At 71.5% G+C, this 21,623-nt stretch carries 17 protein-coding genes and 1 pseudogene; 9 read left to right on the forward strand and 9 right to left on the reverse strand.

Annotation, left to right across the window (positions count from 1 at the left end):
* The first annotated feature begins 101 nt into the window (after positions 1–101).
* Positions 102–1,067: a GlxA family transcriptional regulator gene (locus tag JHY01_RS22180; protein ID WP_205327886.1), complete on the forward strand. Its 966-nt coding sequence runs from the start codon at positions 102–104 to the stop codon at positions 1,065–1,067.
* 236 nt (positions 1,068–1,303) lie between these two features.
* On the opposite strand, the gene JHY01_RS28200 is transcribed toward JHY01_RS22180, so the two are convergent.
* Positions 1,304–1,489 carry a hypothetical protein gene (locus JHY01_RS28200; RefSeq protein WP_374199571.1) on the reverse strand — a complete coding sequence of 62 codons (186 nt, stop codon included), beginning with the start codon at positions 1,487–1,489 and terminating at the stop codon, positions 1,304–1,306.
* Between JHY01_RS28200 and JHY01_RS28205 the strand changes: the two are divergent.
* A pseudogene (locus JHY01_RS28205) lies at positions 1,398–2,423 on the forward strand (ABC1 kinase family protein); the annotation flags it as partial. The gene JHY01_RS28200 and the pseudogene JHY01_RS28205 overlap by 92 nt on opposite strands.
* Positions 2,424–3,098: 675 nt before the next feature.
* Here the strand turns inward: JHY01_RS28205 and JHY01_RS28210 are convergent.
* On the reverse strand, positions 3,099–3,677 hold the full coding sequence (locus JHY01_RS28210) for a TetR/AcrR family transcriptional regulator (RefSeq protein ID WP_374199572.1): 579 nt from the start codon (positions 3,675–3,677) through the stop codon (positions 3,099–3,101).
* A 131-nt stretch (positions 3,678–3,808) separates the two neighbouring features.
* Here JHY01_RS28210 and JHY01_RS28215 point away from each other — a divergent pair, with 131 nt between their 5' ends.
* Positions 3,809–4,195 (forward strand): nuclear transport factor 2 family protein, encoded by a 387-nt coding sequence (locus JHY01_RS28215; RefSeq protein ID WP_374199574.1) that lies wholly within the window; start codon positions 3,809–3,811, stop codon positions 4,193–4,195.
* A gap of 11 nt (positions 4,196–4,206) precedes the next feature.
* Here JHY01_RS28215 and JHY01_RS22200 read toward each other — a convergent pair whose 3' ends face one another.
* From JHY01_RS22200 to JHY01_RS27910, 6 genes are all read right to left on the reverse strand, one after another.
* Entirely contained in the window at positions 4,207–5,313 is a 1,107-nt protein-coding gene (locus JHY01_RS22200) for a serine hydrolase domain-containing protein (RefSeq protein WP_205327889.1), read from the reverse strand.
* 9 nt (positions 5,314–5,322) lie between these two features.
* Positions 5,323–5,841 (reverse strand): hypothetical protein, encoded by a 519-nt coding sequence (locus JHY01_RS22205; RefSeq protein ID WP_205327890.1) that lies wholly within the window; start codon positions 5,839–5,841, stop codon positions 5,323–5,325.
* 25 nt (positions 5,842–5,866) lie between these two features.
* On the reverse strand, positions 5,867–6,316 hold the full coding sequence (locus JHY01_RS22210) for a hypothetical protein (RefSeq protein ID WP_205327891.1): 450 nt from the start codon (positions 6,314–6,316) through the stop codon (positions 5,867–5,869).
* A gap of 68 nt (positions 6,317–6,384) precedes the next feature.
* Positions 6,385–7,659, reverse strand: coding sequence for an MFS transporter (locus JHY01_RS22215; RefSeq protein WP_205327892.1), 1,275 nt, complete (start codon positions 7,657–7,659; stop codon positions 6,385–6,387).
* On the reverse strand, positions 7,656–9,032 hold the full coding sequence (locus JHY01_RS22220; protein WP_205327893.1) for a GH1 family beta-glucosidase: 1,377 nt from the start codon (positions 9,030–9,032) through the stop codon (positions 7,656–7,658). The genes JHY01_RS22215 and JHY01_RS22220 overlap by 4 nt, the downstream gene beginning before the upstream one ends.
* A gap of 76 nt (positions 9,033–9,108) precedes the next feature.
* Entirely contained in the window at positions 9,109–9,879 is a 771-nt protein-coding gene (locus JHY01_RS27910) for an AraC family transcriptional regulator (protein ID WP_205327894.1), read from the reverse strand.
* Positions 9,880–9,949: 70 nt separating this feature from the next.
* Between JHY01_RS27910 and JHY01_RS22230 the strand changes: the two genes are divergently transcribed.
* From JHY01_RS22230 to JHY01_RS22240, 3 genes are all read left to right on the forward strand, one after another.
* Positions 9,950–10,762, forward strand: coding sequence for a phytanoyl-CoA dioxygenase family protein (locus tag JHY01_RS22230; RefSeq protein WP_205327895.1), 813 nt, complete (start codon positions 9,950–9,952; stop codon positions 10,760–10,762).
* On the forward strand, positions 10,762–11,022 hold the full coding sequence (locus JHY01_RS22235) for a hypothetical protein (RefSeq protein WP_205327896.1): 261 nt from the start codon (positions 10,762–10,764) through the stop codon (positions 11,020–11,022). Before JHY01_RS22230 ends, JHY01_RS22235 begins: the two co-directional genes overlap by 1 nt.
* Positions 11,023–11,109: 87 nt before the next feature.
* Positions 11,110–11,868 (forward strand): SDR family oxidoreductase, encoded by a 759-nt coding sequence (locus JHY01_RS22240; protein WP_205327897.1) that lies wholly within the window; start codon positions 11,110–11,112, stop codon positions 11,866–11,868.
* A 340-nt stretch (positions 11,869–12,208) separates the two neighbouring features.
* Here JHY01_RS22240 and helR read toward each other — a convergent pair whose 3' ends face one another.
* Entirely contained in the window at positions 12,209–14,374 is a 2,166-nt protein-coding gene (helR, locus tag JHY01_RS27470; protein ID WP_205327898.1) for an RNA polymerase recycling motor ATPase HelR, read from the reverse strand.
* Positions 14,375–14,924: 550 nt separating this feature from the next.
* On the opposite strand from helR, the gene JHY01_RS22250 reads away from it, so the two are divergent.
* The 3 genes from JHY01_RS22250 to JHY01_RS22260 are packed head-to-tail and all read left to right on the forward strand — an operon-like array spanning position 14,925 to position 20,456.
* Complete coding sequence (locus JHY01_RS22250) at positions 14,925–15,914, forward strand: hypothetical protein (protein WP_205327899.1); 990 nt, start codon at positions 14,925–14,927, stop codon at positions 15,912–15,914.
* Positions 15,911–17,296, forward strand: coding sequence for a hypothetical protein (locus JHY01_RS22255; RefSeq protein ID WP_205327900.1), 1,386 nt, complete (start codon positions 15,911–15,913; stop codon positions 17,294–17,296). The genes JHY01_RS22250 and JHY01_RS22255 overlap by 4 nt, the downstream gene beginning before the upstream one ends.
* Positions 17,289–20,456, forward strand: a complete 3,168-nt coding sequence (locus JHY01_RS22260) for an error-prone DNA polymerase (protein ID WP_205327901.1) — start codon at positions 17,289–17,291, stop codon at positions 20,454–20,456. Before JHY01_RS22255 ends, JHY01_RS22260 begins: the two co-directional genes overlap by 8 nt.
* Positions 20,457–21,623: the final 1,167 nt, after the last annotated feature.

Genomic DNA, 21,623 nt, shown 5'->3' on the forward strand with positions numbered 1-21,623 from the left:
TGTTCCGTCCACGATCCCGCGCTGTGCCGGGCCGGTCAACGTCCCGAACCGGGCAGGTCCGAAATCTTGGCATCCTGGTCTTCCAGACCTAGGCTGAGAAGATGGCACCGCACCGCGTGGTCGTCGTCGGGTACGACGACGCCGAACTCCTCGACATCGCCTGCGTCACGACCACGCTGGACTCGGTTCGCGTGATCGGTCCGGCGCTCGGCTACGACCTGACCCTGGCGACACCCGGCGGGGGGGCGATCACCTGCGCGACGGGGCTGGTCCTCAACGGCCAAGCGGCGTTGGAGCGCCTCCGGGGTCCTATCGGGACGCTCGTGGTCTCCGGCGGGATCGGGCACGAGGAGGCGGCCCGCGACGAGCGGCTCGTCGGCCACGTGCGTCGGCTCGCCCGCGAGAGCGAGCGCGTCGCCTCGCTGTGCACCGGCGCGAGCGTCCTCGCGGCTGCGGGGCTCCTCGACGGGAAGCGCGCGACCACCCACTGGCACTTCGCGAAGCGCCTCGCCGAGCAGTACGAGAAGGTCGACGTGGACCCGCGGCCGATCTGGGTGCGGGACGGGAACGTCTACACCGCAGCGGGAGTGACCAGCGCGCTCGACCTCGCGCTGTCGTTCATCGAGGCCGATTTCGGGCCTGACCTGGCCCGCTGGGTCTCCCGTGCGATGGTCACCTATCTGCACCGGCCCGGCAATCAGGCGCAGATGAGCATGTTCACGGCCGCTCCGGCCGTGGACCACGACGTGGTCCGCAAGGTCGCTGACCACGTGAGCGAATGCCTCGACGGGGATCTGTCCACAGAGGCGCTGGCGGGGGTGGCCCGGGTCAGTCCGCGGCATCTGACCCGCCTGTTCCGCACCCATCTGCGGCAGACGCCGGGTCGTTTCGTGCGGCAGGCGCGGGTGACCGCTGCAGCGCAGCTGCTCTCGACGACCGATCTGCCGGTGGCCCGGGTGGCGACCCGGTGCGGTTTCGCTTCGGCCGAGGCGCTGCGCCAGGCGTTCACGCGGGAGTACGGCCTCGCGCCGTCGCAGTACCGGGCGGTGGCCGCTACCGCGGGCTGATTCGGGTGCCGGTGCAGTACCCTGTGGCGGCATCGGACGGTGCCTCGAATCGAAGGGCCTCTGCTCGTGACCGTGCTGCTCGTCTCCGTGATCGGCTTCGCCGTCAACACCACGCTCGTCGCCTATATTGCGACGAGGCTGCTGGACGTGCGATACACGTTGTGGCGGTTGATCATCGTCAGCGTCGTGAGTCAGTCGGTCGTCCAATACGGACTCATACCCGCGCTGTTCGCGCCTTATGGGGACCGTCCGCCGACGGTCGAGGAGGCGTCGGGCGCTCTGGCGCTGCTCGCGCTCGCGCTCGTCTGCGCGCCGGTGATCGCGATGATCATGCTGGTGGTCTGGGAGGCGGTGCTGCCCACGGGCGCCGTGCCGCCGGTGCGGAGCTGGTTCAGCGGTCTGCGCGCCCGCCTGCGGCGCACCCGCCGGTACCTGCAGATCCTCGCGATCGCCTCCAGGCACGGTCAGTTCGGCCTGCTGCGGGGCCGCCGCCAGCTCGATCAGGGCCCTGGCCAGGCCCGCTCGCTGCGGCTCGCGCTCGACGACGCGGGCGTCACGTTCGTCAAGCTCGGCCAGATCCTCTCCACCAGGCGGGACCTGCTGCCCACGGCGTACATCGCCGAACTGGCGAAGCTGCAGGACCAGGCCGCGCCGATCCCCGGGACCACCGCGGCCGGGCTCGTCGAGGAGGCGATCGGCGCTTCGATCGACGAGGTGTTCGCGTCGTTCGATCCCGAGCCTATGGCGGCCGCGTCCATCGCCCAGGTCCACAGTGCGGTCCTGCACGGCGGGCAGGCGGTGGTGGTGAAGGTCCGCCGTCCCGGCGCCGCGCAGGCGGTGGAGCGCGACCTCGACATCATCGAGCGTCTCGCGAGACTGCTCGACCGGCACACCGCTTGGGGCCGTTCGATGGACGTGCTGGGGCTGGCGGCCGGATTCGCGACGGCGCTGCGTGAGGAGGTCGACTTCACCGTCGAGGCCCGCAATCTCACCCAGGTCGCGGTCGCGCACGACGTGCGCCGGTCGGCGGTCCGCGTCCCGAGGCCGCACCCCGACCTCTCCGACGACGGCGTGCTGGTCATGGAGCGGCTCTCGGGCGTCCCGCTCGCGACCGCCGGTCCGCTCCTCGCCGAGCGCGGGCTGGAGCCCGGAACCCTCGCGGCCTCCCTGCTGCGGGAGATGCTCGACGAGGTCATGATCGACGGGATCTTCCATGCGGATCCGCACCCGGGCAATCTGCTGCTGCTGGACGACGACCGGCTCGGGCTGATCGACTTCGGGTCGGTGGGCCGGCTGGACAGGGAGCTGCGCGCCTCGCTCCAGGCGATCCTGACGGCCGTCGACAAGCAGGACGCGCCGGCGCTCGCCGACGCGTTCGTGAGCGTCTCGGCCCGGCCGGAGGAACTGGACCAGGTCGGTTTCGAGCGGGCACTCGGCGCGTTCATGGCCCGGCACCTCATGGCGGGCACGGCCCCTGACCTGCGCATGTTCACCGAGCTGTTCCGGATCATCGCCAAGTACCGCATCGCGATCCCGCCCGAACTCGCGGCGGTCTTCCGGGCACTGGCCACTTTGGAAGGCTGCCTGACGGCGATCGCGCCGGGCTTCGACCTGGTGGCGCAGGCGCGCAGCGTGGGCGAGGCATATGCCGAGCAGCACTTGCGCCCTGCGGCGGTCAAGGACATGCTCGCGGCGGAGGCCACGGATCTCCTGCCGGTGCTGCGCAAGCTCCCGCGCCGCCTCGACCGCCTGGCGGCCGCGGCCGAGGCCGGGCGGCTCACCGCGAACTTCCGGCTGTTCTCGCGCGCCGAGGACCGCCGCGCCGTCACCGACTGGCTGCACCAGGTCCTGCTGACCGTGCTCGCCGCCGCCTCCGGCCTGATGTCGGTGGTGCTCATCGGGATCGAGACCGGCCCGGCCCTCACCGAGGATGTCGGCCTCTATCAGTTCATCGGCCTCACGCTGCTGCTGATCGCCTCGATCATGGCGCTCAGGGTCCTGGCCGACATCTTCACCTCGACCCGCGACCGGTTAGGGCTTGAGGCCCTCGAAGAGGAGGTCGAGGGCGCGGCGGCGGAACCGCTCGCTCCAGTCGGCGGCGATCGCCTCTTGGCACAGCGCGGCGAGCAGCGGGATCAGTTCGTCGGCCCCCAGGTCGTCCCGGACGACACCGCCGTCTCGGGCCCGGTCGAGGAGGACGTCGACGGAGGGCCGCAAGCGTTCGAGCGCGTCGCCGACGCGCACCTGGACTCCGGTCTCGGCCAAGCGCTGGAAAACAGCCCGGTGGGTCGCGCCGACGGACATGACGAGAGCGCAGAACTCGAACAGGGCGGACACGGCGCCCTGATCGCGGACCATCGCGTCGGCTTCGGCGATCAGCCGGTCCAGCAGGTTCATCACCACGGCCTTGAGCAGGTCGGGCTTGGTCGGGAAATGCCGGAAGACCGTCCCGATCGCGACCCCTGCGCGCGCGGCGACGGCATCGGTGGCGGCGGACGCGCCCTGCTCGGCGAACACCGCCTCGGCCGCTTCCAGGATCCGCGCCCGGTTGCGGCGTGCGTCGGCACGCACCGGCCGTTCCCCCTTGGGCGGCATGCCGTCTCGGCTCATCTGCCAATCCCCCTTGCCAAAGTGAGTCGCACTCACTATATTCTAAATCGAGTCTCACTCATCTTACTTCCGGAGGCACCACCATGTCCCACGCGACCCCCCTGGAGATCTACCGCCGGATGCAGGCGGCCATGTTCCGCGAGGACGGCGCCACGCTCCTCCCGGCCGAACTGCTCGCCGACGACATCGTCGTCGAAACCCCGTTCTCACCACCGGGAATGCGCCGCTTCGAAGGGCGCGAAGCCTGGCTCGACTTCTACGCGAGCCGGCCGCTGCCGATCCGCTTCGAGGCGTTCCGCGAGCTCTCGACCCACCAGAGCGCCGACCCCGAAGTCCTCGTCGTCGAATACGAGCTCTCGGGCACGGTCACCACCACCGGGATCGCGGCGTCGGCGACCTTCATCGCGATCCTGCGGGTGCGCGACGGCCGCATCCGGCACTGGCGCGAATACCAGGACGTCCTCGCCATCAGCCAGGCCCTGAGCCTCCGACCGGAGGACCTCGGCGCTTCCGCGTAGCTGAACGCCTGCTAGCCCAGGCATTTCCGAAGGGCGAGCACCAGGCGTTCGGCTCGCACGTCCTCTGCGAGCCAGGTGCCGTTGACGTATCCGAAGCCGAGATTCGCGTCGGCGTCGGCGAACGCCAGCTGACCGCAGGCGCCGTCGTGGCCGAACGAGGCGTCCGAGAGCAGGGGCCGCCACGGTGTGCCGTTGATCATGAACCCGGTCGAGAACCGGTTCGCGGGATTGCCCTCCCAGTCCCGGCCCTCCGAGCGCACGATCAGCGCGTCCCGCACCGAATCGTCGCCGAGCAGCCGCACGCCGTCGACCTCCCCCACGGTCGCGGCGAGGATGCGGGCCAGCGCGGAGGCGGTCGCGGCGGCACCGCCTCCTGGGACCTCAATGGGCTTGGTGACCAGGTCGTTCACACCGCCACGCGCGGCGAATAGACCGTCGGGGAAGACGTGGCCGAGGGAGATCGCGCGATCGGGCGTCGTCGAGAGGGCGGTCTGCAGAGGGGCGATGCGGGCTCGATGTTCGGCCGGAACGCCGAGCCACGCTTCGGCGCGCAGCGGCCCCGCGATCTCGGCGGCGATGAACCGGCCGGGCGTCATGCCGGTGACACGCCGGATCGGCTCGCCGATCAGCCAGCCGAAGGTCAGCGGGTGGTAGCGGTAGGCGCTTCCGGGTTCCCACAGGGGCGCTTGGCGTTCGATCGCGCCGATGACGGGATGCCAGGCGGCCACGTCGGGGACGGTGAGGTCCTCGTCGAGGTGCGGCAGGCCGGCGCGGTGGCTGAGGGCTTGGCGGATCGTGACCGCCTTCTTGCCGCGCTGGGCGAACTCGGGCCAGTAGTCGGCCACGAGCGCATCGAGGTCGAGCAGGCCGCGTTCCTGGAGCACGTAGGCGCTGATCGCGATGAGCGCCTTCGTGACCGAGAAGACGGGCGCGGGGGTGTCGGACTGCCAGGGCCGGTCGGCGCCCGCCGTCCCGCCCCACAGGTCGACGACCTGGTGCCCGTTGCGGTAGACCGCGCAGGCGGCACCGGTATCGCCGTGGTCGGCGAAGTTCGCTGCGAAGGCATCCGCGAGAGGCCCGAAGTCTTCGTCGGCATGGCCGTGGATCGGTCGGCGCATCGTGCTCCTCTAGTGATCGGTGAGCGCTCGGAGCACCGGCTCGGGGTCGGTGCCGTCCTCCGGTTCGCTCTTGCGGGACTTCACGTAGTCCTTGACCATCCCCGGTCCACCGGGCAACTCCCCCGCCATCGCGGCCAGCGCTTGGCCGTCGGGGATCTGCTTCGGCGGCAATGGCATCCATCGGCTCGCCGGGGTCAGGTCGGCGAAGGCGGCGTACCAGCCGGGCAGTTCATGCGCCGTGCGGTACTGCTCGGGTGCGGTGGCGAGGCGGACGCCGCGTGCGGCGAGAGCGCGATGCAGTTCGGCGTACTGGTCGCCGGTGGCCATCCAGCCCCGGTACCAAGCGGTGCCGAGGTCGGCGGGGACTCGGGCCACCGCCCGGGCGGTTTCGCCTCTGGTCAAGGCGTCGTGGTCGACCAGCGCGATCGGCGCGCCGAGCCCGGCGGCCTGTGCCGCCTCCGCGGCGCAGTGCTCGTCAGGTCGGCGCGGGGCGAGCATGTCGGCGCAGTACAGGATGGCGGCGGGCATCTCGAAATGCTAGCCGCCGGGTGGATCAGGTGACGCCGCCCCGCGAGCGACCGCTGCAGAGCGCGTCGCTGGTGCCGGCGGTGCAGACCTCGACGCTCGCCGAAAGGCCCTCGTCGAAGCTCAGGTTGAAGTCGGTGCACCGGCCGCTCCCTGAACTGCGGTACGTCGCAGTGCCGTTGCCCTCCACCGTGAGTCGAGCGATCGTGCTGTATCCGTTGGGATAGTGGTCGCAGACGATGAGGTGTTCGCCGTTGGCGTTGAAGCGGGCCGAGACCCGGTTGCCCGAGGAGGAGCAGGTGGCGAACACGTCGACGCCGCCGGCGTCGCCGTTGTCGGCGTTCTTGCCGCCGCTGCAGGTCCAAGGAGCCCGCAAGTCGGTCTTCGCCTGGGCGGGCGCCGCCGCCAGGGCACCGGTGAGCAGCAGGGCCGTAGCGGCGGCGGCGGTGCAGCGGCGCGCGAGGGATCGCGTGTCCATCGTTCCTCCTGAGGTGCAGCACGTGCCTCCGACGCTACTCGTCGGAAGCAATCCCCGGGGTACGCGCCTCAGCGCACGGACTTGATGGGCCAGACCAGGATGCCGCCGAGGAGGGTGGCCGTCGCGCTCAAGGCGTACAGCGTCGTGTAGCCGCCGAGCCCGGCCACGGTCACGGCGGCGAGGGCCGGGCCGAGGACCTGCGGCGCGGTGGAGGCGATGTTGATGATCCCGAGGTCCTTGGCGCGGTCGGAGGCGGCCGGGAGGACCTGGGTGATGAGGGCCTGGTCGACGGAGAGGTAGACGCCGAAGCCCGCGCCCATGATCGCGGCGGCGGCGATCGCGGCGGGCCAGGTGTGCCAGAAGGTCAGCAGCAGCGCGGCCACCGTCATGACCGCGGAGGACACGACCACGAGCGGTTTGCGGCGGCCCATCCGGTCGGAGAGCACGCCGCCCGCGACGGAGGTCCCGATGACCCCGCCGGTGTAGAGCAGCGTGAGGATCAGGACGCCCTCGTCGGCGGTGTGCCCGGGGAAGAGCTCCTCGTAGTGCACGGCGTCCTGCAGGAAGAACAGGAGGTAGAGCGTGCCCGTGGCGTTGCCGAGCATGACGAGGAAGCGGGTGAACCAGGCCCACGCGAAGTCCGGATGGGCGCGCGGCGAGACCCAGAAGGTCGCGAGCAGGGCCCGCCACGAGAACGGCGGCCGCGCGGCGCGCGGCAGTGGAGGGTCCGGAGTCGACAGCACGAACGGGAGGGCCATCGCCAAGGCGGCCAAGCCGATCACGACATAGCCGGTCGGGAGATCGGTCACCAGCATGGTCACGACGACCGCGCCGACGACCAGGCCGAGCGCCTGCGGGAAGCCGATCCAGCCGGAGACGACGGCGCGCTGGCGGACCGGCACGTGGTCGGGGATGCCCGCGTTGAGGCTGGCGTATCCGGCGTTGAGCGCGGCTTGGGCGAGGCACCAGCACAGCAGCACGCCGATGACGGTCGTCTGGAGGCCGAGCAGGCAGAGCCCGGCGGCGCCGAGGGCGATGCCGCCGAGGGTCCAGGGGTGGCGGCGGCCGAAGCGGCCGGTGGTGCGGTCGGAGAGCGCCCCGGCGAGGGGGTTGGCGACGACGGCGACGAGCGCGCCGAAGCCGGTGACGAGGCCGAACGCGGCGACCTTCCCGTCCTCGTCGATCTCGGCGAGCTGGAGCGGCAGGAGCACCTGGATCGGGGTGAAGAAGGCCATGTAGAGGCCGAGCATCCCGGTGGTGATGCCGCCGATCCAGACTTTGCCGACGTTGCGTTCGGGTTCGGTGAGGGCGGTGGGCGGAGGGGCTTCGGGGGCGGTGGTCATGGGCGGCGGTCGGCGCTCTGCGAATCGATCGCCCGTCGCCCTGCGCTCTGCGCGATGTGGTTGCGGTACCAGTCGAAGGAGGCCTTCGGGGTGCGGTCCCGGGTCTCGGAGTCCACATGCACCAGTCCGAAGCGCTGGTGGTAGCCCTCGGCCCATTCGAAGTTGTCGAGGAGGCTCCACACGAGGTAGCCGCGCACGTCGGCCCCTTGCGCGATCGCGGCGTCGACGGCTTTCACGTGCGCCGCGAGGTAGTCGATGCGGTCCTGGTCGGGGATCGAGCCGTCGGCGGCGGGTTCCACGGTGTAGGAGCAGCCGTTCTCGGTGACCCACAGGGGCGGCAGTGCGGCGCCGTAGTCCGCGGTGAGCTCCACCAGGGTCTGCGTGAGGCCGGAGGGGATCACGGGCCAGTCGAAGTCGGTGGTCTTGACGTGCTCGAACTCGGCGATCTCGAACGGCAGCGGGGATTCGGGCGGGGCCGCGGCGACGCGGGTCGGGTTGTAGTAGTTGACGCCGAGGCCGTCGAGGGGCTGCGCGATGGCCTCCAGGTCGCCGACCTTCACGAACGGCAGGGCCTCGAGGCCGAAGGCCGAGAGGTCCGGGTAGCGGCCGAGCAGTACCGGGTCGGTGAACAGGCGCCGGTGGAGGACGTCGTAGACCTCGGCTGCGGCGAGGTCGCTCTCGTTGCCGGAGAAGGGAATCGCGGGCGTGTAGCTGTTGGTGAGCATCACGTGTGGCGCGCCCGCCGCGCGCAGGGCGCTCGTGGCGAGGCCGTGGCCGAGGAGCTGATGGTGGGCGGCGGGGAGCGCGTCGAGCAGCAGGGTGTGACCCGGGGCGTGCTGGCCGAGCGCGTAGCCGAGGGCCATGTGCTCGAACGGCTCGTTCAGGGTGATCCAGTGCCGCACGCGGTCGCCGAGGCGCTCGGCGCAGATCGCGGCGTACTCGGCGAAGCGGTGGGGCGTGTCGCGGTCGAGCCAGCCTCCCGAGTCTTCCAGGGGCTGTGGGAGATCCCAGTGGTAGAGGGTCGCCATCGGGGTGATCCCGGCGGCGAGGAGTCCGTCGACGAGGCGCTCGTAGAAGTCGAGCCCGGGCTGGTTGGCCGGGCCGGTGCCGCCGGGTCGCACCCGAGGCCAGCTGATGGAGAACCGATAGACGTCGATGCCGAGGTCGCGCATGAGGGCGATGTCCTCGGTGTAGCGGTGGTAGTGGTCGCAGGCGGTCGCGGCGGTGTGGCCGTCGCGAATCTTCCCGGGCGTGCCGGTGTACGTGTCCCAGACGGACGGCCCGCGGCCGTCCTCCGCTGCGGCGCCTTCGATCTGGAAGGCCGAAGTGGCCACCCCCCAAGCGAAGTCGGGCAAACGCGGCGTTGCGGCCACCGGCACCTCCGAGCGTGACGTGAGTAGCTTTTGTGAAGGTACCGCAGAGTAACGCGCCTCGTAACCCCTCGGAGGCTCAGAGTTTCCGGGGAGCCTCGCGCACGGCCCGCGGCGAGGCCCCCAACTCGCGCCGGCAGGCCTTGTTGAACGCCTGGAGGTCGGCGATGCCCACGGCGGCGGCGATCGCCGGGATCGACAGGGTCGACTCCAGGAGCAGGTGCCGGGCCCGTTCGAGACGGCGCCGCCGGACGTGGGCGACGACCGTGGTGCCGGTGGCGGCGTGGAACAGGCGCGTCAAATGGTTGTGCGACAAGCCGACCGCCGCAGCGACTTCGGGGACGGCGAACGGTTCGGGAAGGTGCTCCTCGATATAGGCGAGGGCCGCCTCCACCGAGCGGTGCTGCCCTTCGCCTGCCGGTCCCGGGTCGAGCCGCGTCATCCGCCACAGCAGCGCCCAGGCCTCGGCGTTCGCGCGGACCGGGGCCTCGGCGGTGACCGCCTGACGGAACATCTCCGCCAGCGCGGGCGCGGCGGCACCGGCGTCCTGCATGACCGGCACGGTGTACCGGTCGCCGCTCTTCGGAAGGCGCACATGGAGGTGCAGGTTCTCGGAGCGGCCTCGGTAGCGGAAGTGGACCTCGGCGCCGGCCGGGATCAGGCTCACGTACCCGGGCTTGATCGCGTGCACGGTGCCGCCGAGTTCGATCTCGCCTTCGTACTTGTGGAGGTGGATCTGCCACAGGTCGGGCAGGAGGAATCGCTCCTCCGGCGCGTTGAGGCCGTGAAGGCCCACACCGGCATTGACGACCGCGGGAGGCTCGTCAAGGTGAAGCGTCACCGTGCGCATGATGAAAACCGACCACTAGTTGGTGATTACCGCCAATTACAGCAGCGGAATCTGATCCTATCTTCGGTGTATGACAACCACCAAGCATCTTCTGACCTCGGTCGAGATGGCGCGGTTCGTCGCCAACGGTTTCCACCGGATGGACGCGATCGTGCCGGCCGAACTCAACGAGCGGGCGATCCCGGAGTTCGACGCGGGCCAGCAGCCGCACGTCGACTACGGGACGCCCGTGAAGCAGGCCTTCCCCGAAGGCTCGATCTCGCGGGCGCTCCTGGACATCCCGGCCGTGGCCGGGGCCCTCCAGAGCCTCGTCGGCCCCGACCCGACGGTCGACCACCACCACGTCCACGTCCGCGAACCGCACGAGGGCGCCGCGCAGCCGCTCCACGCCGACGCGATCATCGACCCCCGCCTTGACGCTTTCGACGTGCAGCTCATGTACTACCCGCAGGAGGTCACCGGCACGATGGGCGGCACCCTGTCCGTCCCCGGCAGCCACCTGCGCCGCACCAACGAGTCGGACACCGGCCGCTACCAGAACCTGCGCGGCCAGACCCGCCTGACCTGCCCGCCGGGCACCGTCGTGCTGCTGCACCACGGCATCTGGCACGGCGGGCGCCGCAACGACTCGGACATCCGCCGGTACATGTACAAGATCCGGTTCAACCCGACCGTGCCGCAGGTGCGCACCTGGGATGTGTCCGATCTGGACGACCCGCAGGTGGCGGCCGAGCTCAACGTCTACCACCCGTGGAGTGAGCACGCCACTTCGCGCCTCGAGGTCTACAACCGCGTCAAGATGTGGCGGGCACTCACCAACAATCCCTCGTTCGACGTCGAATACTGGGCGACCCGCGTCGCCAACCGCCCCGGGAGGGTCTGATGAAGCAGCAAGTCCTCGTTCTCTACTTGAACAATTCGGCACTCGACGCCGACGTCGTGGCCTGGGCCTTTTACGACGGCACGGGCAAGACGAACCCCACGACCGGCGACAGCGACCTGCCGCCGTACGACACCGGTACCGAGGCGCTGCGCGACGGCTGGCGGCTGTTCCAGGCCTCGCAGCTGATCCCGCCCTACCCGGGGCACGAGTACGACACCTCGTTCCTCAAGCACGAGTTCTGGTTCGAGAAGCTCGAATAGGAGCACGGGACCGGCCGCGCGGGATCGCCGCGCGGCCGGACTAGGGTTGGCACCGCTCCCGACCGTCCGACACCCTGGAGGAACCCCATGACCGGCCTCGGCCCCGATGCCCCCGTCGCCTTCGTCTCCGGCGCTTCGCGCGGTCTCGGAGCCGTGATCGCCCGGCGCCTGGCCGCCGACGGGTTCGCCGTGGCGGTGAACTACGGCTCCAGCCGCGAGGGCGCGGAGAAGGTCGTGGCCGATATCAGTGAGGCGGGCGGGACCGCGGCGGCGTTCGGCGCGGACGTCACCGACGAGACGGCGGTCGCGGGTCTGGCCGAGCGGGTCCGCGCCGAACTGGGACCGGTGACGGTGCTGGTGGCCAACGCGACCGGGCCGCAGCCGGAAGTCCCGATCGACCGTCTCGAATGGAGCGACCACCTCGCGCAGCTCGAGTTCTTCGTGAAGAGTCCGACTCTGCTGGTCAAGGCGTTCCTGCCCGACATGCGCGCGGCCGGCGGCGGCCGGGTGGTGCAGATCGGTTCGGACATGTTCGAGCGGGCGCTCGCGGGCTGGTCGGCGTACGTGGCGGCGAAGGGCGCGCAATGGGGCCTGACCCGCTCGTGGGCGAGGGAGCTCGGCCCGGACGCGATCACCGTGAACCTGGTGGCGCCCGGTTGGATCCCGGTGGAGCGACACGGCGAGCTCGGCGAGGCGGACGTCGCCGGATACCTCGCGGACCTGCCGCTGGGCCGCATCGGCGTGCCCGACGACATCGCCGCGGCGGTGTCCTTTCTGGCCTCGGACGCGGCGGCGTTCGTGACCGGCCAGCGCTTGACGGTCAACGGCGGCCACACCATCGACTAGGTGCGCTGTCCTGTGCACCGCCGAAGCCGCCGAGGCCTACCCGCGGATGCGGGTGGTCCCGCCCAGCCGCGGCGAACCCGGATCGATGATGGGCCCCAAGACGCGCCTGCCTGATGAACGCCCTCTGCCGACTCGGCGTCGAGGTCCGCACCGGCCTCACCGTCGTCCGCGTCCACCCGTGGATGCGGCGCTCCGCTCGGCGTTTGCATAAGCCTCCGGATGAATCTTTTGCGCTGCAACAAGGTTCACCGGGGACCGGCCGCGCGGCGCACCCGCGCGGCCGGTCCGCCATCAGGGCGTCCGAATCCGGCGGTGCCGGACTGGCGGGCGGGTGGGGGCGTCAAGCACTCGTGAGGATCACCAGTTGCCGGGTCGCGCGGGTCATCGCCACATAGCGGTCGACGGCCCCTTCGATGCCCTCGCCGAAACGCTGCGGGTCGATGAGGACGACCAGGTCGAATTCGAGGCCCTTCGACAGCGCCGGGGTGAGCGAGCGGACGCGGGCCGATTCGTGCTCCTCCAGGGGATCGGCGCTGATGACGCAGGCGGTGCCTTCGGCGTGCTCGGCGAGCCAGCCGTCCAGGATCGCGCCGAGGTCTCCGATGGAGCCGTGCCGGACGGGGATGCCGCTGCTGCGGACCGAGGTGGGCACGTTGGCGTCCGGGAGCGCGGCCCGGATGACCTGCTCGGCCTCGGCCATCACCTCTTCGGGCGTGCGGTAGTTGATGCTCAAGGACGCCAGGCGGGCGTGGTCGAGGCCGATGCGCGCCAACCGTTCCTGCCAAGGCTCGGTGAACCCGTGCCGCGCCTGGGCGCGGTCGCCGACGATCGTGAAGCTCCGGGACGGGCAGCGGCGCAGCAGCATCTGCCATTCGGCGTCGGTGAGCTCCTGTGCCTCGTCGACGATGACGTGGGCGAACGGCCCGGCGAGCAGGTCCGGCTCGGCGGTCTCCAGGTCCTCGTAGTGGACCAGGGCGTCCTGCAGGTCCGCGCCTTTGAGCAGGATCATCTCCTCCACATTGCCGTCGCCGGCCTCGAGGAGGTCCTCCACGACCTTGTCGATCACCCCCCGCTCAGAGGCGATCGCGGCCTCGCGGCGCCGGGCGATCCGCGAGGCCTCCGGGTCGCCGAGGCGGTGCCGCGCGGCGTCGAGGAGCGGCAGGTCCGCGACGGTCCAGGCTTCGGGGTCTTCGCGGTGGAGCAGCGCGACCTGGTCCTCGTCGAGCCAGGGGGCGCACATGCGCAGGAAGTCGGGGACCGCCCACAGTGCCGCGACGAGGTCGGTGGGTTCGATGAGCGGCCAGGCCTTGTCGAAGGCGCGCACCAGGTCCCGGTTGCGGGCGAGCGAGCGGCGCAGCAGCTCCACGTCGATCTCGTCCTCGTCGTGCTTCTCGGCGATGATCGCGACCAGCTCGTCCCAGATCTGCTCGCGCGCTTCGTTGTGGGGCGTGCCGAGGCCCGCCGCGTCGAACGCGTCGGCCCAGTCGTCGGCGCTGAGCCAGACCTCGGACCAGTGGGTCTCGACGGCCATGCCCTCGGCGGGCGGGTGTTCGTAGCGGCGCGCGGCCGGTTCGATGGCCTTCACCATGTCCGCGCCGGTCTTCAGGGCGGCGACGGCCGGGTCCGCCTCGTCCGGTGCGTCCGCGCCTTCGGGATGGAGGTCGCGGACGGTGCAGGTCTGCACGCCCTCCTCCCCGAGGCTGGGGAGTACATCGGCGACATAGGACAGGTAGGGCTGGTGGGGGCCGACGAAGAGGACGCCGCCCTTGTGGTGGCCGACGCGCGGGTCGGCGTAGAGCAGGTAGGCGGCGCGGTGGAGCGCGACGACGGTCTTGCCGGTGCCTGGGCCGCCGTCGACTATGAGCGTGCCGCTCGATCCGGCCCGGATGACGGCGTCCTGGTCGGCCTGGATGGTGCCGAGCACGTCGCGCATCCGCTCGGACCGGCTGGTGCTGAGGCTCGCGATGAACGCGGACTGGTCGTCAAGGGCGGCATGGTCTTCGAGCCCGTCGGGGGTGAAGACCTCCTCCCAGTAGTCGCTGATGCGGCCGCGGGTCCAGCGGTACCGGCGGCGGCTGGCCAGGCCCATCGGGTCGGCGTGGGTCGCGCCGAAGAACGGCTCGGCGGCGGGCGAGCGCCAGTCGAGCAGCAGGCGGCGGCCGTCGCCGCCGGTGAGACCGAGGCGTCCGATGTAGACCGTCTCGCCTGCGGCGGTGACGGTCCGGCCGAGGCACAGGTCCAGACCGAAGCGGCGCAGGGCGCCGAGGCGGCCGGTCAGCCGGTGGATCTCCCGGTCCCGGTCGGCCGCGGCCTGCCCGTCGAACCGGCCGGTGCCGCCCGGCGCCTTGCGAGCGGCTTCGAGTTGATCGGCGACCTCGGCGATCGACTGCTCCAGGCTCGCCGCGACGGCGGCGAAATGCCGCTCGTCATCGGCGATGAGCTTCGGGTCGGCCTTCGCGGCGAGACGCTCGGGCAGTTCGAACGCACTGCGGGGTTCGTGGCTCACTCAGCGGCTCCCTTCAAGCGGTTCGACGGCTCCTCGCGACCCGCGGGTCGACGGCGATATACGCATTCCGCGCCTCCGAAACTTCGTGTCCTCTGGCTTGGAAGCACGATTGTGAACCATGCTGACCTGCGAAAACGCACCCCGGTGTGACCGTGTTCGGCACTTCCGCGTTATATTCTGAAGAGGGAAGGGGCGCAGGCCGCTTCCCTTTCGTGTTTCCCGGGAGCCGATCGGACGCCGACGCGCGGCCGGCGGGCGGCTGCACGGCCCGGACCGAGCAGTCGCGCTTCCCACGAGGGCCCTCGCTGCGGCGGACGCGCTGCTGGGACTCCGGCCGTTCGGCCGCTTTCCCCGTGACTTGATCGACGTGGGCCGGATGGGCGCGATCATCGCGGAAGTGCCGTTTCGTGGCCATTCCGTGCCATGTGACCTGGGCGGAGCCTCGGAATACCTCCAAGAGATTTATCAAACACCTGTTTGAGGTTGCGCGCCGCCACCAGTTCGGTATGTTGATCTTGATACACATGTTCGACATGACACGGGGGAACTGGTGGCGACATCCGTCGCGGCCGCACTGGCCGCTGAGCTCGGCCTGCGCACTGCCGCAGAGCTGCGCCCCGCAGCCGAAGCGAAGGCAGGGCGCGCGGCCCGCTTCGCGGGCGAGCCGCCGCTGACCGCCGGGCCGCAACACGCGGTCGCGACCCGCGATGCCGTCGCGGCCGAGCCGCAGCCCGCTGCGCCGCCTCAAGCTGCTCCCGGTGAGATGCCGCCTTCGCGGAACATCCTGCCCGTCACCTCCGACATTTCCGCGCTGCTGCCCTACGGCGGACTCGCGACTGTGACCGCAATCATGGCTTCGCGGCGCGGGGCGACCTCGCTGCTGTGGCGGCTGCTGGCCGGCCCGACCAGGTCGGGGGCCTGGTGCGCACTGGTCGGGATGCCGAGGGTGTACCCGCTGGCGGCGACGGCCGCCGGGGTCGACCTGCAGCGGGTGGCGCTGGTCGATCCGGGTCCGCTCGTGGTCGAGGCGGCGGGAACCCTCGCCGAGGGCGTCGCCGTGGTGGTGGTGCCGAGCGAAGGCCTCACTCCGACGCAGGCGCGGCGGCTGGCCGCACGCGCCCGCAAGAGCGGGACCGCGATCGTCTGGTGGGAGACCCGCCCGGTGGTCGGCGCCGACGCCCGACTCGAAGTCGCCCACGCGCACTGGAAGGGCTTGCGCCCCAATGACGGACGGCGCTGGGGGGCCGGACGCCTCGACGCCTGCGAGCTGGAGGTCGCCGCATATTGGCGCTCCGGGGGCACCCGGCAGGGCCGGATCTGGCCCTACGGCGGTGAAGTGGCGGAAGGCCGCACCGAAGAACGGCCCACCCGCGAGAACGTCATCGATCTGCGATCGAGGTCCACCATGGACCGAGGTGCCTCCGAGCGGCACAGCGCCCCGCATCGTGCGAACGGCACTCAGCGCGGACAGGCCGAAGCCGACACGGTCTCCGGCGGCGAGGTGGTTCGGCTTCGGTCCGCCGGAGGTGATCTGCCGTGAGCGTGCAGGTGCGGCGGGCCTCGAGCCGGGTCCTGGTGATGCGGCTCGTGGACTGGGACGCCGGGGATTCGGCCGCGTTCGAGCCGGTGCTCGACGCGCTCGACCTGCTCACTCCGTACATCGAAGTGCTCGAACCCGGCGTCGTCGCCGTGCCGCTGCGCCGCGGCGCGGGCGACGAGGCCGCGTTCTGCGAAACCCTCATCGACACCGTCTCGGGCCTCGTCGACCAGGACTGCCTGACCGGGGTCGCCGACGGCCTGTTCGCCGCGGTCCTGGCCGCGCGCGAGGGCCGGATCGTCCCGGCCGGGCGCGACGCGGCCTTCCTCGCCCGGCGCGACATCCGCGACCTCCAGGCCACGGGCCTGGTCGATGCCGAGACCTGCGAGACCCTGCGGCACTTGGGCATTGACACGCTCGGCGCCTTCCGGAACCTGCCCGGCCAGGCCGTCGCGGAGCGGTTCGGCGCGGCCGTGCGGCGGGCCCAGCTGCTCGCCGCCGGGCAGCTCGCCCGCCCGCTCGTCCCCCGCCCGGCCGCGCCGGAGCTGACCGTGGCCGACACCCCCGAGACCCCGTACGCCACGGTCGAGCAGGCCGTCTTCGCCGCCCGGCCCCTGGCCGAGCGTCTACTGGTCCTCTTGGACGAACGCAATCTCGCCTGCACCCGCGTCACCATCACCGCCCGCACCGGCAGCGGCATGGAACGGCGGCGCACCTGGCAGCTCGACCCCGCCATCGGCGCTGCCGAACTGGCCCGGCGGGTGCGCTGGCAACTGGAAGGCTGGCTCTCCTCAAGCGCCGCAAGCGACCAGGTCGACGAGACCGCGCACGCCATCACCGTCCTCGAACTCGCCCCCGGCGGGCTGATCGGCCTGGTCGCCGCCGGGCGTGGCCTGTGGGGCGACAAGGGCGCCCGGGACGTGAAGGCCGAGGCCGCGCTGCGGCACGCCCAGAGCCGGTTCGGCCCCGACGCCGTGCAGATCGCCGCCGCCACCGACGGCCGCGACCTCGACGAGCGATTCGGCTCCGCCGCATGGGAAGTCGAGCACGCACCGCCGCCGCCTTCGGGGCCGTGGCCCGGGGCGCTGCCCGATCCGCTGCCCAGCCTCATCGGCACCGACGACCACGTCGCGGTCCTCGACGCCGCCGGGGCCCCCGTGCAGGCCCTCGCGCGCGGGGACCTCTCGGCCGCCCCGGCCCTGATCGTCTTGGGCGGCAAGAAAGTCCCGGTCGTCGCCTGGGCCGGGCCGTGGCCGGTGTCCGAACGCTGGTGGAGCCCGGCGGCCCGCCGCTACGCGCGCCTCCAGGTCGAGCTCGCCGACGGCCGTGCCGCCCTCCTCGTCTGCGAAGGCGGGCAATGGAAGGCGGTGGGCTGGTATGACTGACTACGCCGAGCTGCACTGCCACTCCCACTACTCCTTCGCCGACGGCGCGGACGCCCCCGCCGCGCTCGCCGCCGAAGCCCACCGGCTCGGCCTCAAAGGGCTCGCGATCACCGACCACGACGGCCTGTACGCGATCCCGCAGTTCGACTCGGCCGCAAGCGCATTCGGACTCCAGACGGTCTTCGGCGCCGAACTGAACCTCGACCTGCCCCGGTCCCGCCGCGGCCAGGTCGACCCGGCCGGACGCCACCTCGTCGTCCTCGCCCGCGACCCCGACGGCTACCGCTCCCTCTCGCGCGCCATCACCGCGGCCAAGCTCGAAGGCGGCGAGAAGGACCTGCCCCGCTACTCGCTCCCCGACCTCGCCGCCCACGCGAACGGCGGCTGGCAGGTCCTCACCGGCTGCCGCAAGGGCTTCCTCAACGCGGCCTTGGATTCCGGCGGTCTCGACGCCGCCGAGGGCGCGCTGCGCGAACTCGCCGACGCCTTCGGCCCCGAGCACCTCGCCGTCGAACTCACCTGCCACGACCTGCCCGGCGACACCGAGCGGATCGAGACGCTCGCCGGCCTGGCCCACCGATTCGGCGTGCCCACCGTGGCCACCAACAACGTGCACTACGCGGCCCCGAACCGTGCCCGGGCCGCCGCCGCGCTCGCCGCGGTCCGGGCCCGCAGCACCCTCGAGGCGACCGACCCGCACCTGCCCGCGAACGCCGGGGCGCACCTGCGCTCAGGCGACGAGATGGCGCAGCGCTTCGCCGACTTCCCCGAGGCCGTAGCCGAATCCGTGCGGATCGCCGCCGAATGCGCCTTCCAGCTCAAGCTGCTGGCGCCCCGGCTGCCGCACTTCCCCGTCCCCGACGGCCTCGACGACGACTCGTACCTCGAAGCGCTGACGGACAAGGGCGGAACCGATCGCTACGGGCCGCCGGAGGCCGAGCAGGTCCCCGGGGCCTGGAAGCAGATCCGGCACGAGCTGCGGGTCATCGAGCAGCTCGGGTTCAGCGGCTACTTCCTCATCGTCGCCGACGTCGTCGAATTCTGCCGGGAGCACGACATCTACTGCCAGGGTCGGGGATCGGCCGCGAACAGCGCCGTCTGCTACGCCCTCGGCGTCACCAATGTGGACCCGGTGTCGTTCGGGCTGCTGTTCGAGCGGTTCCTCTCCGCCGAGCGCGACGGCCCGCCCGACATCGACATCGACATCGAGTCCGGCCGCCGCGAGGAGGTCATCCAGTACGTCTACGGGAAATACGGCCGCGACCGGGCCGCCCTCGTGGCCAACGTGGTCACCTACCGGCCCCGCTCGGCGGTGCGCGACGCCGCCAAAGCACTCGGCTACGGCCACGACCAGGCCGTCGCGTGGTCCAAGCGCCTCCACCGCTGGGGGAGCATCGACCCCGGCGAGGCCGAGGGCATCCCCGCGGACGTCCAATCGCTCGCCGCCGACTTCCGCGACATGCCCCAGCACCTGGGCATCCACCCCGGCGGCATGGTCCTCACCGAGCAGCCCGTCAGCGAGATCGTCCCGGTCGAGCCCGCCCGCATGAAGGACCGCACCGTCCTGCAATGGGACAAAGAGGACTGCGCCGACGCGGGCCTCGTCAAGTTCGACCTGCTCGGCCTGGGCATGCTGGAGGCCCTGCACCGCATGGCCGACCTCGTGCGCGACTTCCACGGCGAGCGGGTCGACCTGTGGCGGCTGCCGCCCGACGACGAGGCCGTGTACGACATGCTCTGCCGGGCCGACACCGTGGGCGTCTTCCAAGTCGAGTCCCGCGCCCAGATGGCGACCCTGCCCCGCCTGCGCCCCAGGAAGTTCCAGGACCTCGTCGCCGAGGTCGCGCTCATCCGCCCCGGACCCATCCAGGGCGGCGCCGTCCACCCGTACCTGCGCCGCCGCCACGGCGAACCGTGGCGGCACCTCGTCCCCGAGGTGCTCCACAAGACCCTCGAGCGCACCTACGGCGTGCCGCTGTTCCAAGAGCAGCTGATGCGCATCGCCATCGACGCCGCCGGATTCGACGCCGGCGAGGCCGACAAGCTCCGACGTGCCATGGGCGCCAAGCGATCCGAGGAACGCATGGAGGAACTCAGGACGCGCCTCTACTCCGGCATGGCCGAGCAGGGCATCACCGGCGCCGACGCGGACCGGCTCTACGAACAGCTGCGGTCCTTCGCCGACTTCGGCTTCCCCGAATCCCACGCCGCCAGCTTCGCGTTCCTCGTCTACTCCTCGGCCTGGATCAAATGCCACTACCCGGCCGCGTTCTACGCCGGGCTCCTCGCGAGCCAGCCGATGGGCTTCTACTCCCCCGCCTCGCTCGTCGCCGACGCCCAGCGCCACGGCCTCACCGTGCTCGCTCCGGACGTGAACGCCAGCAAGGAGGTCGCCTCGCTCATCCCCACCGAACGCGAACGCCGCGCGCCGCTCCTGGGCGAGGCGGACCTGCGCCTCGGCCTCGACAACGTCAAAGGCCTCGGCGAACCGGCCGCGCTGCGGATCGTCGCCGAACGGGAGGCCGACGGCCCGTTCCAGAGCCTCGCCGACCTGGCCCGCAGAGCCGGACTCGGCAAGGAGCGCATGGAGAAGCTCGCCGTGGCCGGAGCCCTCGAAAGCCTTGAACCCGACCGACGCAAGGCACTGTGGACGGCCGGGACCGTGGACGAGCGGCCCGGCACGATCCCCGGCACCGGACCGGCCGCGCCGCCGCCCACCTTGCCCGGTATGAGCGGGGCCGAGCTCGCCCGCGCCGACTACACCGGACTGGGGCTCTCGGTCCAGACCCACCCGATGGAGCTGGCCCGTGCCGCGCTCGACGCCACCGGGGTCCTGCCCGCCGCCCGACTGCCGCGCATAGAGGACGGCGCGCGGATCGAGGTCGCCGGGATCGTGACGCACCGCCAGCGGCCCTCGACCGCGAAGGGCGTCACGTTCCTGAGTTTGGAGGACGAGACGGGCATCGCGAACATCGTGTGCTCCCAAGGGCTCTGGAAGCGCTGGCAGAGCATCGCCTCGGTCGCGCGGGCGCTGGTGGTCAGGGGCGCGGTGGAGAAGCCGATCGACGCTGCGGAGGACACGATGCCGATGATCGTGGCGGACAAGCTGACGCTGCTGGATCTGAACGGCCCGAGCGCGCCGTCGAGGGATTTCCGCTGAAGCCTGTCCTACGAGCGGGCCACAGTTCGGTCGAGCCCCCTGCCGGGCCGGTGTTGGGGCCGGGTTCGGGTCGGGCGGCGACGATCCGGCTTGGGCTTGCCCGGGCCCGGGGTGTGCAGCCATGGCCGGAACCGGTCTCGGTCGGGCTGCAATCGGTCAGCGATGACGAGATGGGCGTGCCCAGTCGGGCGCGGCGAGGGCCGGCCGACGTCTCGGGCGAGCTTCAATCTTGCAGCGACGGGCGCGGCTGGAAGGAACCGGAGGCCCGGTGTCCGGGTTCGGGTGGCGATTCGGCCCGGGTTCGATCGGGCAGCGACGGAAACGCGGGGAAGCTCCCCGGGGCGGGGCCGGTCGTCGCTTCCGGCAGGGCCGGGTGGGTCCGGCCTGATGCCGCAGCGATCGGGTGGTCGGTAACGAGGGAGCCGCCAGTCGACGGGATCGACCCGGACATGCTCGTGCTCGTGCTCGTGTCCGTGTCCGTGTCCGTGTCCGTGTCCGTGTCCGTCTGCATGGTCGTGGTCCTCATGCGCCTGTGTCGCCTCCTTCCCGCTGCTCTACTTGCTTCCCTCGCTGGCCCCGCTGGCCTCGCTGGCCCTGCTGGTCCTGCTGGCCTTGCTTCGGCTTCCGGTTCCGGCCCTTCGGCTTTCGCCTGAACACGCCGTTCCTGCCGGGGCGGGTGCTGGTGCCTGCCGTCCCTGAGGGAGTGGTGCGGCCTCCCGGTGATGGTCCGGGTGGTTGCCGGTGGCGGGTTCGCCTCCCGAGGATCGCTTGCCGTTCCTCGGGATCCGTCCCGTAGGCGCGCGGGCTTGGGGGCGCGGCGCTGCCGGGACGGGGTGGTGCTCGTCATGGACGTGCTGGTGCTGCCCGGGCCGAGTCCTGTAATGCTCGGTCTGGCTTCGCCCCTCACGCTGACGGGTCTTGCTCGAATCGCGAGTGCCGCCGTGTACGGCATCGCCTGCTGGTTGGGGTGATCCCAACTAGGATCGTCCACCCAGTCACGGCCCGTCGGGGGCGCGGACAGCTGCGGGCGATGGCACGGGGGTGAGATCGGACGCCTCCAGTGGAGGAGCACCCTGGCTTGCGGGGTCGTCGCCTCGAAACAAGTCGGTTTGTCGGATCGGCCAGAGGCTTGTCGTAGTCTGCTTACACCTACCCCGACACCTGTAC

This window comes from Glycomyces sp. YM15, assembly GCF_016918015.1.
Taxonomy (GTDB): domain Bacteria; phylum Actinomycetota; class Actinomycetes; order Mycobacteriales; family Micromonosporaceae; genus Glycomyces.

What these genes read in the sequence shown, in the direction of transcription:
- JHY01_RS22180 (WP_205327886.1), top strand. Translation starts at nt 102, where the DNA reads ATGGCACCGCACCGCGTGGTCGTCGTCGGGTACGACGACGCCGAACTC.
- JHY01_RS28210 (WP_374199572.1), bottom strand. Translation starts at nt 3,677, where the DNA reads ATGAGCCGAGACGGCATGCCGCCCAAGGGGGAACGGCCGGTGCGTGCC.
- JHY01_RS28215 (WP_374199574.1), top strand. Translation starts at nt 3,809, where the DNA reads ATGTTCCGCGAGGACGGCGCCACGCTCCTCCCGGCCGAACTGCTCGCC.
- JHY01_RS22200 (WP_205327889.1), bottom strand. Translation starts at nt 5,313, where the DNA reads ATGCGCCGACCGATCCACGGCCATGCCGACGAAGACTTCGGGCCTCTC.
- JHY01_RS22205 (WP_205327890.1), bottom strand. Translation starts at nt 5,841, where the DNA reads ATGCCCGCCGCCATCCTGTACTGCGCCGACATGCTCGCCCCGCGCCGA.
- JHY01_RS22210 (WP_205327891.1), bottom strand. Translation starts at nt 6,316, where the DNA reads ATGGACACGCGATCCCTCGCGCGCCGCTGCACCGCCGCCGCCGCTACG.
- JHY01_RS22215 (WP_205327892.1), bottom strand. Translation starts at nt 7,659, where the DNA reads ATGACCACCGCCCCCGAAGCCCCTCCGCCCACCGCCCTCACCGAACCC.
- JHY01_RS27910 (WP_205327894.1), bottom strand. Translation starts at nt 9,879, where the DNA reads ATGCGCACGGTGACGCTTCACCTTGACGAGCCTCCCGCGGTCGTCAAT.
- JHY01_RS22230 (WP_205327895.1), top strand. Translation starts at nt 9,950, where the DNA reads ATGACAACCACCAAGCATCTTCTGACCTCGGTCGAGATGGCGCGGTTC.
- JHY01_RS22235 (WP_205327896.1), top strand. Translation starts at nt 10,762, where the DNA reads ATGAAGCAGCAAGTCCTCGTTCTCTACTTGAACAATTCGGCACTCGAC.
- JHY01_RS22240 (WP_205327897.1), top strand. Translation starts at nt 11,110, where the DNA reads ATGACCGGCCTCGGCCCCGATGCCCCCGTCGCCTTCGTCTCCGGCGCT.
- JHY01_RS22260 (WP_205327901.1), top strand. Translation starts at nt 17,289, where the DNA reads ATGACTGACTACGCCGAGCTGCACTGCCACTCCCACTACTCCTTCGCC.